This is a genomic window from Mucilaginibacter sp., assembly GCF_036383575.1.
Taxonomy (GTDB): domain Bacteria; phylum Bacteroidota; class Bacteroidia; order Sphingobacteriales; family Sphingobacteriaceae; genus Mucilaginibacter.
Genome location: NZ_DASVOB010000371.1, coordinates 1 through 7,700, shown reverse-complemented (window position 1 = coordinate 7,700; position 7,700 = coordinate 1). Strand labels below are relative to the sequence as shown.

10 protein-coding genes and 1 pseudogene are annotated in these 7,700 nt (G+C 41.2%); 7 read left to right on the top strand and 4 right to left on the bottom strand.

What is annotated here, in order from left to right; all coding sequences use genetic code 11:
* Together VF500_RS12920 and VF500_RS12915 are read left to right on the top strand one after the other, a co-directional pair.
* Positions 1-601 (top strand): annotated as a pseudogene (locus tag VF500_RS12920) (peptidase M41); the annotation flags it as partial.
* 56 nt (positions 602-657) lie between these two features.
* Entirely contained in the window at positions 658-1,296 is a 639-nt protein-coding gene (locus tag VF500_RS12915) for a LutC/YkgG family protein (protein ID WP_121232454.1), read from the top strand.
* A 139-nt stretch (positions 1,297-1,435) separates the two neighbouring features.
* Here VF500_RS12915 and VF500_RS12910 read toward each other — a convergent pair whose 3' ends face one another.
* Positions 1,436-2,521 (bottom strand): metallophosphoesterase, encoded by a 1,086-nt coding sequence (locus VF500_RS12910; RefSeq protein ID WP_330860067.1) that lies wholly within the window; start codon positions 2,519-2,521, stop codon positions 1,436-1,438.
* 149 nt (positions 2,522-2,670) lie between these two features.
* On the opposite strand from VF500_RS12910, the gene VF500_RS12905 reads away from it, so the two are divergent.
* The 5 genes from VF500_RS12905 to VF500_RS12885 are packed head-to-tail and all read left to right on the top strand — an operon-like array spanning position 2,671 to position 6,254.
* Complete coding sequence (locus VF500_RS12905; protein WP_330860066.1) at positions 2,671-3,042, top strand: hypothetical protein; 372 nt, start codon at positions 2,671-2,673, stop codon at positions 3,040-3,042.
* Between the two features lie 53 nt (positions 3,043-3,095).
* Positions 3,096-3,752 (top strand): hypothetical protein, encoded by a 657-nt coding sequence (locus VF500_RS12900; protein WP_330860065.1) that lies wholly within the window; start codon positions 3,096-3,098, stop codon positions 3,750-3,752.
* The gene (locus VF500_RS12895; protein ID WP_330860064.1) at positions 3,716-4,546 is read left to right on the top strand and encodes a sensor histidine kinase; all 831 of its coding nucleotides are present in this window, start codon (positions 3,716-3,718) and stop codon (positions 4,544-4,546) included. Before VF500_RS12900 ends, VF500_RS12895 begins: the two co-directional genes overlap by 37 nt.
* Positions 4,512-5,153: a response regulator transcription factor gene (locus VF500_RS12890; protein WP_330860063.1), complete on the top strand. Its 642-nt coding sequence runs from the start codon at positions 4,512-4,514 to the stop codon at positions 5,151-5,153. Before VF500_RS12895 ends, VF500_RS12890 begins: the two co-directional genes overlap by 35 nt.
* A 36-nt stretch (positions 5,154-5,189) precedes the next feature.
* Entirely contained in the window at positions 5,190-6,254 is a 1,065-nt protein-coding gene (locus VF500_RS12885; RefSeq protein WP_330860062.1) for a PA0069 family radical SAM protein, read from the top strand.
* Positions 6,255-6,290: 36 nt separating this feature from the next.
* Here the strand turns inward: VF500_RS12885 and VF500_RS12880 are convergent, their stop codons facing one another.
* From VF500_RS12880 to VF500_RS12870, 3 genes are all read right to left on the bottom strand, one after another.
* On the bottom strand, positions 6,291-6,578 hold the full coding sequence (locus VF500_RS12880; protein ID WP_330860061.1) for a hypothetical protein: 288 nt from the start codon (positions 6,576-6,578) through the stop codon (positions 6,291-6,293).
* 131 nt (positions 6,579-6,709) lie between these two features.
* Positions 6,710-7,504 carry a hypothetical protein gene (locus VF500_RS12875; protein WP_330860060.1) on the bottom strand — a complete coding sequence of 265 codons (795 nt, stop codon included), beginning with the start codon at positions 7,502-7,504 and terminating at the stop codon, positions 6,710-6,712.
* Between the two features lie 10 nt (positions 7,505-7,514).
* Positions 7,515-7,700, bottom strand: a 186-nt coding sequence (locus tag VF500_RS12870) for a hypothetical protein (protein WP_330860059.1), incomplete at its 5' end; no start/stop codon positions are given.

Sequence of the window (7,700 nt, the reverse complement as noted above, 5' to 3'; positions counted from 1 at the left end):
AATCGTTCCTCGTGGTGTTGCCGCGTTGGGTTACGCTCAATATCTGCCAAAAGAGCAGTTTTTGTATACCACTGAGCAATTGCTTGATGAAATGAGTGTATCAATGGGTGGTCGTGTTGCTGAAGATATTGTTTTCGGCAAGATCTCTACCGGTGCACTGAGCGATCTGGAACGCATTACCAAACTTGCTTATGCCATGACCAAAATTTATGGTATGAACGGCAATGTAGGTAACGTATCATTCTATGATCCGCAGGGTGAGTATCAGTTTAACAAACCATACTCGGATACTACTGCTGAAATGATAGATAACGAAGTACGTAAGCTGGTTGATGTAGTTTATCAAAAAACTAAAGACCTGCTTAACCTGAAACGTGATGGTCTTGAAAAGATAGCTCAAAAACTATTGGAGAAAGAAGTATTGTTCCAGAGTGATCTGGAAGAGATATTGGGCAAGCGTCCGTTTGACGAGCGTACTACTTATGATAAGTTTGTAAACGGTGAGGCCGCGTTAAACCCCGATGTGGATAACAACGCGATTCCCGACACGCTGACTAATCCTGAGCTTTCAAGAATAGATAGCGAGGATCCGAAACTTTAATTTAAAATTATAATACAAAGCCACCGGCCAAGCTGGTGGCTTTGCTTTTTTTAGCCATGAGGGATATCACCACATCAAAAGAAAAACTGCTTAAAAAAATCAGGAAAGCGCTTTTGGAGAAAAGGGATAACCCGTACCCTCAACTGGAAGATCTGCCCCTTTATCCCCCTACCGACGAAATGCCGGAAGTGATCTTCGCCGAGCAGTTCACCAATGTATCAGGTCAGTTTGTTTTTTGTGAGGATGAGCTGCAGTTTATCGAAAACCTGCTTACCCTTGCCGAGGAGCGCAATTGGCACAAAATCTATTGCTGGGAGCCAAAACTGCAGGAGATCCTGAACCAGTTTGAATATCCGCATTTTGAAACCGATAAAGACTTTGAACAAGCCGAAGTGGGATTTACCCTTTGCGAGGCTTTAATTGCCCGTAACGGCAGTATTTTGCTCTCAAACGGGAATATGGCCGGCCGCAGGTTAAGCATCTATCCATCGGTACACATTGTGCTGGCTTATACCTCACAAATGGTGATGGACCTTAAAGATGGCTTTAAACTCATCAAAGCTAAATATGGGAATCAACTGCCATCCATGATCAGCACCGTAACCGGCCCAAGCCGTACGGCTGATATAGAAAAGACATTGGTATTGGGTGCCCATGGGCCTAAAGAGCTGTTTGTTTTTATGATGGAAGGCTGACCGTTGATTTTTTTGATTCCGCTGATGTCGTTGATTTTTTCTTTTTGGGACTACACTGATTGATTTTTTGATTTCTCCGATTGAGGTTAGCCTGTTGCCTTTCACCTTTATCCTTTCGCCTTTTACCTCCTCTCTCTCCTTAAAACAGTTCATCCAATCCACACTCTTCTAATATTATTCTTTCACTTTGATTTAATGCATTGTATTCCCATTTGATCAGGCGGATCTGGCCATTTGCTATCTCAATACCTGTGATATCGCCGTCATCGTAGCAACAGCATCCGCTGTTAAAGTAGCTTGGGTCGCAGACGCCGAAATCGGGGACTACATCGCCTTTGATCTGCCTGTTTACGATCTGTTTGCTTAGTTCATCTGCCAGTTTATCGTCTCCTGCTTTCTTTGCCTTCGCAATATCGTTATACAGCTTTTCGAGATGGGTTAACGACCTGAACACCGGCTGGTGTGTATGCCCGGTTATCAGCAGGGTGTCTTTTTGTTTCAGGCTCCATTCATACATGATGCGGTTGTGATCTGTTTTGAGCAGATCATTATTGGCAGGAGTATTAGGATTGATCTTAAGATAAGCCTGGAATGGCGCCCAGATATCGGATACAAACCATTTGCTGAACCAGTTGCCATCACTTTGCAGATCGCCCTGGTGGCCGTGGGTTAAAAAGATATTTAATGGTTTGCCATTAAGCTTTGTTTGCAGCACAGCTCCCTCATATATTTTAATTACCTCGTCATAAACTTGCTTTAAGCCTACTTTGGCTAAAGGGTCATTATCCCAATACAGGTCATGGTTGCCGAAGATTTTCAGGAACGCCTTACGTTTTATGAACCGTTTTTCACTTTCAAAAGTAGCTTTATTATACTTTTTTATGGTGATGAACAGGTTTTCCCAAAGCTCTTCACTATCCCCGAGGTTAATGTAGAAGAATTGCTGGTTGTGGTAATAATCAAGCGCTGCAAGATAATTTCTCTCGGCGAGGGCAAACATATCCATATCATCCCGTGCGCCTTTATGCTGATCAGACAGGATGATGAATTTATCGCTTTCCGCATCGAACGGAATCAAAAGGCCTTTTTTACCCGAGCCTTTAAGAAGATTTTTGTATAAGCGGTTCAATGACCTGTCAACCCGTTTTTTATCTGGTCGTGATGAGAGCCTGTCGGCCAGGTGTGCCACCGGCTTAGTTAACAGCTTTTGTAAAAACTTGCGCATGGCTTTTTAACGTATAATATAAGGTATTGTGTTGTAGATTGGTAGTTAATTTCGGTGTTTAAACGGGGTGAAAAACGGTGAAATGACGGATAGGTTGTTTTATTATAATTAGTTAGATTAGTCCTGATTTAAAGACACCCTAAAATTATATGGAACCTATTGACTTAAAAACCGCCAGGGAAATGGTAGCCCGTTATAAGGAAACCCGAAAAGCAGTTATTGACAAACATCATGAAGTTAACGATACCGAATCCACATGGATATCGATTGATAAGTTGAAGGAGTTTGTTAATAATTTACCGTCTGAAGCCACTGGTGTAAGGTTGCATTTCGGCGTTCATGATGCCGATCATAGCAATGCACCACACCAAACGTCGGTTGCTATTGTTCCTACCGTTGCCGGAGCAGGAGTAGATGAGCATATAGATGCTATACAAAGTGATTTGGTTGCAAACCTGGCTGTAAGCGGGCTTGCGGCTGTTGGCACCGGGAAAGAATGCCCGCCGATGTGCAAAGCTTAGAATAAATTACCCATTTACATGAATGCTGAAACAGATGCACTATTTTAGCATTCATGTTGGAAAGTTTTTATTTTGTAATGGATGTGGTGGCTTTTGTTTGCTGCCTTTTTACATACCGGTCGCTCGACAAGAATTTTAAAACACTGTTGCTATTGCTAAGTTTTATTCTTGTTTACGACTTTGTGAACCTTTTTAACTGGCTAAACCTCCATAAATCAAACGCATGGTGTAATAATATTGAAGATATCCTGCTGTTTGCCTTTTTTACAAGGTTTATCCAGGCATTTGATGAGCGCCCTGAAAAACGGAAGGGCGTTTTTATTGCTGCCGGATTTGTTATATTAATATCAATAGCTGATATCTTGTTTATACAAGGTGTATTTAAACGGGCAACCTTAGCTACCGTTATACAAGATCTTTTTTTGATATGGATGATCTGTAATTATTACTATCGCCTGCTAAACAATGATAGTGACGAGTATATTGAGCTGATAACTCATCCGCCGTTTCTGGCATTAACAGGCATATTTTTTTATTACTTATCTACAACATTTTTTTATTCATGCTTTAGTTATATGGTGTATCGAAATAATTATCATTTTTATTTGATAGCAGCAACACTGCTTAACCTGACAACTTTTGCATTGAATTTCTTATTCTCAATAGCCTTTATATGCTCTTTCAGGAAGAACAGGTTATCCTCGTTATAATAGCAGGCTCAGCACTTATGCTGTTGCTTGGCGTATTTATAATCAGCTTTATGCTGATATATCAAAAGAAGCAGAATAAAAACCTGCTTGAGCGCGAAAATTTGAAAGCTTCATTTAAGCAGGAGATGCTTAAAACCCAGATTGAGATCCAGGAGCAAACGCTTAATGACATAAGCCGCGAGATCCATGATAACATTACCCAGGTGTTATCCTTTGTTAAATTGAACCTCGGCTTGCTCAATAATAGCCTTGATGACGAGAAAAAAGCCCGTGTAAATGAAAACCGTGAGCTGGTTTCGCAAACCATTAACGATCTCAGGAACCTTTCAAAAAGTATGAGCTTTGAGCACATCAGCTCATATGGACTTATAAAAACCCTTGAAACCGAAACCGAACGTTTAACCCGCAGCGGTATTATCAATGTTGCGTTTGAGGTGGATGGTGATGTATACAGTTTGGGCGAGCAGCGAGAGCTGGTGATATTCCGGATCTTCCAGGAAGCGGTGAATAACACCCTAAAATACGCTAAAGCAGCTAACCTTAAAATCAGTTTGTATTATACTGCACAAATGTTTAATTTGCTCATCGAAGATGATGGTGCTGGTTTCAATACCGAAAAGGTTGATAGTAAGGGCGGTTCGGGATTGCGGAACATTGAAAACAGGGCAGCTTTAGTAGGCGCGGACGTAGTTATTACCAGCTCGCCTGGTAAGGGTTGCCAGATAAAATTGTCGTTCAATCCCCTGGTACAACAAATTTATGCTAAAGGAACCCATTCAAATAGCCTTAGTTGATGACCACAAACTCTTCAGGAGTGGTATGGCTGCCCTCGTTACCAATTTTAAAAGATACAATATACTATTTGAGGCAGCCAACGGGCAGGAACTGATAAGTACTATAAACAGCGGTACTGTTCCGGATATTATACTGCTGGATATCAGTATGCCGGTTATGGATGGCGTTGAGGCTGCCCAAATACTCAGGGCCAAACATCCAAACGTGAGGATCATCATATTATCCATGTTTGAGGACGCGGATAAGGTGCTGTTGATGGTAAAAATGGGGGTAAAAGGATACTTGCTTAAAGATTCGGAGCCCCATGAAGTTGAAGAGGCCCTTTTGAAAGTTTCGCAAGGCGAGCTTTACTACCCTGAGTTTGTGACCCGCCACCTGATCACCAACTTTAACAGCAAGTTAGAGAACATCAAGCTTAACCCGCGCGAAATTGAGTTCCTTCGCCTTACCGGCACCGAGCTTACTTATAAGGAAATTGCCGAAACTATGAACATCAGCGTACGCACCGTTGATAGTTACCGCGACCAGCTTTTTGAAAAGCTCCAGATCAAAAGCCGCGTTGGACTGGTTTTATACAGCATAAAAAATAAACTGATTGAATTGTAATTTGCTAATAAATTTAGCAAATTTGTTCGATGTCACATGAGGACAATCCGGATTTTTTTTAAGGGACGCGGCGCGCAGGTAAATACGCACAATAAGTTTCTGAAAAACAAGTATGTACTTGATCATATTGAGGGTATTGACGAACCCTTGCTTGAAAATAGTAACACGCAGCTTTTTGAGGAAACGCCCAAAAAAATAGTAAGCGAATCAAATAGTCCCGACTTAAGCCATATGTACTCTATAAACCCTTACCAGGGTTGTGAGCATGGCTGCATATATTGTTACGCCCGTAATACCCATGAATATTACGGCTTTAGCGCAGGGCTTGATTTTGAACGGAAGATCATTATTAAGCCCAATGCTCCCGAGCTGCTTGAGCAATATTTTAACAAAAAAAATTACAAGCCGGTTTGCATTATGCTATCGGGCAATACCGATTGCTACCAACCCATTGAGCGTAGTCTGAAAATAACCCAGGGACTGCTGGAAGTATTCTGGAAATATAAAAACCCGGTAAGTATCATTACTAAAAATAACGTGATCCTGCGCGATATTGATCTGCTTGCAGATATGGCCAAACTGAACCTGGTGCATGTTAACGTATCCATCACCTCTCTTAACGAGCAGCTAAGGCAAAAGTTGGAGCCTCGCACAGTAACGGCAACGGGCAGGCTGGCTGTTGTACAGAAGCTATCTGAACGGGGCATCCCGGTACGCGTAATGGCGGCGCCTATCATCCCCGGGTTAAACAGTAATGAAGTGCCTAATATCATCAAAGCTGCAGCCGACAGGGGCGCTTTGGCAGCTGGATTTACTATGGTTCGCCTGAACGGGAGTATAGCCGAAATTTTCAGCGACTGGATCTATAAAGCTTTTCCCGACCGCGCCGAAAAAGTGCTGAACATGATCCGTTCAACGCATGAGGGCAACTTAAACGACAGCGATTACGGTCGCCGGATGAGTGGTGATGGTAAAATAGCCGAATCTATCCATCAAATGTTTAAAATGGCTTGTAAACGCTTTATGGGCGACAGGCAGATGCCAGAATATGACTACAGTTTATTTGTGCCGAGGAAAGGGAAACAGACGAGCTTATTTTGAGGCTTAATATAGGTTGAAATTATTACCCTTATCCGATTAAAGAAATTTTAACACTAATTGCTCCCATTCTTCCTCCAAAGATAAGTCAGGGCGGATTTGCCGTGCCCGGCTGTACCAGTAATCTGCATTTCCAATATCACCTTCTTTACGGTGCAGGTAGGCATGTACCCACGCCGATGCCCGGTCTTCGAGATGATCAACCTGTGCATGGGCTTGATGCCAATCGCCCTTACCATCGTACCATAAGCTTTTTAACTGCACTGGCAGTTCGCTACCGGGCTGAGGTAAATTTAATGATGCTTTAAATTCGGCTAAAGTTTTCATTAGGTGTTGATTTTAGATGACAAGTATAAATATCGTATTTTTTGAATTGATCGGATTTAAAAGTTTGAGGAGAAGGGAAGTGAGCGATTAGGTTTTGAGAGTTTAATTGGAATCAAATGCAAAAGGATTTCTTAGCCTGTCCGTGTTTTATACATTTCAATTTCCTTATCGGATAGTTCGTTTGGAAGAACAAGTCGATAATGTTTTTCAGATACTATCGTAATTTCTCCTTCAAATGATTCAAACTCAAAAAGAACAATAGCGCCGTTAGGCATAAATTGAGTTGCTATAGGCTTGCAAATTAAGCGTGGAAACTTTATTGCACCAATAGCAAAATCCTGTTCAATCTGAACAACTCCAAGTTTGTCGGTACCACCTTTTGCTTGTACAGGTAATATATAGTGCGCACCTCTTTTATCAATTCCAATATAGATTTCATCGGTTTCAACTTGTCCCATATCCCGAATAGTCGTTCGTAAATGGCTTTGTAGTGAATAGCAAGTTAACCCAGTAAAAATATCAATAAGACGATTGAATCTAACTTTAGCTAAAAGTGCTTGTTCGTCGTTCATTGCATATTTGCTAATTATGCCGGGTGTGGCATCAGGAATTTTTGTTTCCGTTAAATGTTCTGCGGGTTTAAAATGAGTTTGTCGGGTTAAAACGATTTTATAAAGCGCTCGGCCTGCGGGTCTAATAATCCATTCAAACTCTTTGGGAGCTGTATTAACAATTTTTTCCGGAAGGGGAGTCCTGTAGCGAAACGAATATAATATATCTCCTAAGTTTTTGGGAAGCTTAATGTTTAATTCATTGGCAGTTAATTCAATTTGCTCTCTTGAAAAAGGAATCTCAATTAATCCTATTTTATAGGTTTTGAAGAAAATAGCTTCGATGATTTGTGAATAACGATTGTTCTTTACCATATATAATTTATTAACCGCGCCATCTTAAAATAACCACCTCTTCATTTAAATCACTTTTTGTTGCGGTTGAAAAGCGTGTTCTAAACTGATCAATTCTCACAAATTCGTACCCTAATGATTGCGCTATTTCTGAAATCAGATGTCCTGTGCGTATCATTACTTTAAGATAGGATGCTTGATCTCCAACTACATAAGC

Coding starts and splice junctions, on each gene's coding strand:
- VF500_RS12890 (WP_330860063.1), top strand. CDS start 4,512: ATGCTAAAGGAACCCATTCAAATAGCCTTAGTTGATGACCACAAACTC.
- VF500_RS12875 (WP_330860060.1), bottom strand. CDS start 7,504: ATGGTAAAGAACAATCGTTATTCACAAATCATCGAAGCTATTTTCTTC.
- VF500_RS12895 (WP_330860064.1), top strand. CDS start 3,716: ATGCTCTTTCAGGAAGAACAGGTTATCCTCGTTATAATAGCAGGCTCA.
- VF500_RS12900 (WP_330860065.1), top strand. CDS start 3,096: ATGTTGGAAAGTTTTTATTTTGTAATGGATGTGGTGGCTTTTGTTTGC.
- VF500_RS12885 (WP_330860062.1), top strand. CDS start 5,190: ATGAGGACAATCCGGATTTTTTTTAAGGGACGCGGCGCGCAGGTAAAT.
- VF500_RS12880 (WP_330860061.1), bottom strand. CDS start 6,578: ATGAAAACTTTAGCCGAATTTAAAGCATCATTAAATTTACCTCAGCCC.
- VF500_RS12910 (WP_330860067.1), bottom strand. CDS start 2,521: ATGCGCAAGTTTTTACAAAAGCTGTTAACTAAGCCGGTGGCACACCTG.
- VF500_RS12905 (WP_330860066.1), top strand. CDS start 2,671: ATGGAACCTATTGACTTAAAAACCGCCAGGGAAATGGTAGCCCGTTAT.
- VF500_RS12915 (WP_121232454.1), top strand. CDS start 658: ATGAGGGATATCACCACATCAAAAGAAAAACTGCTTAAAAAAATCAGG.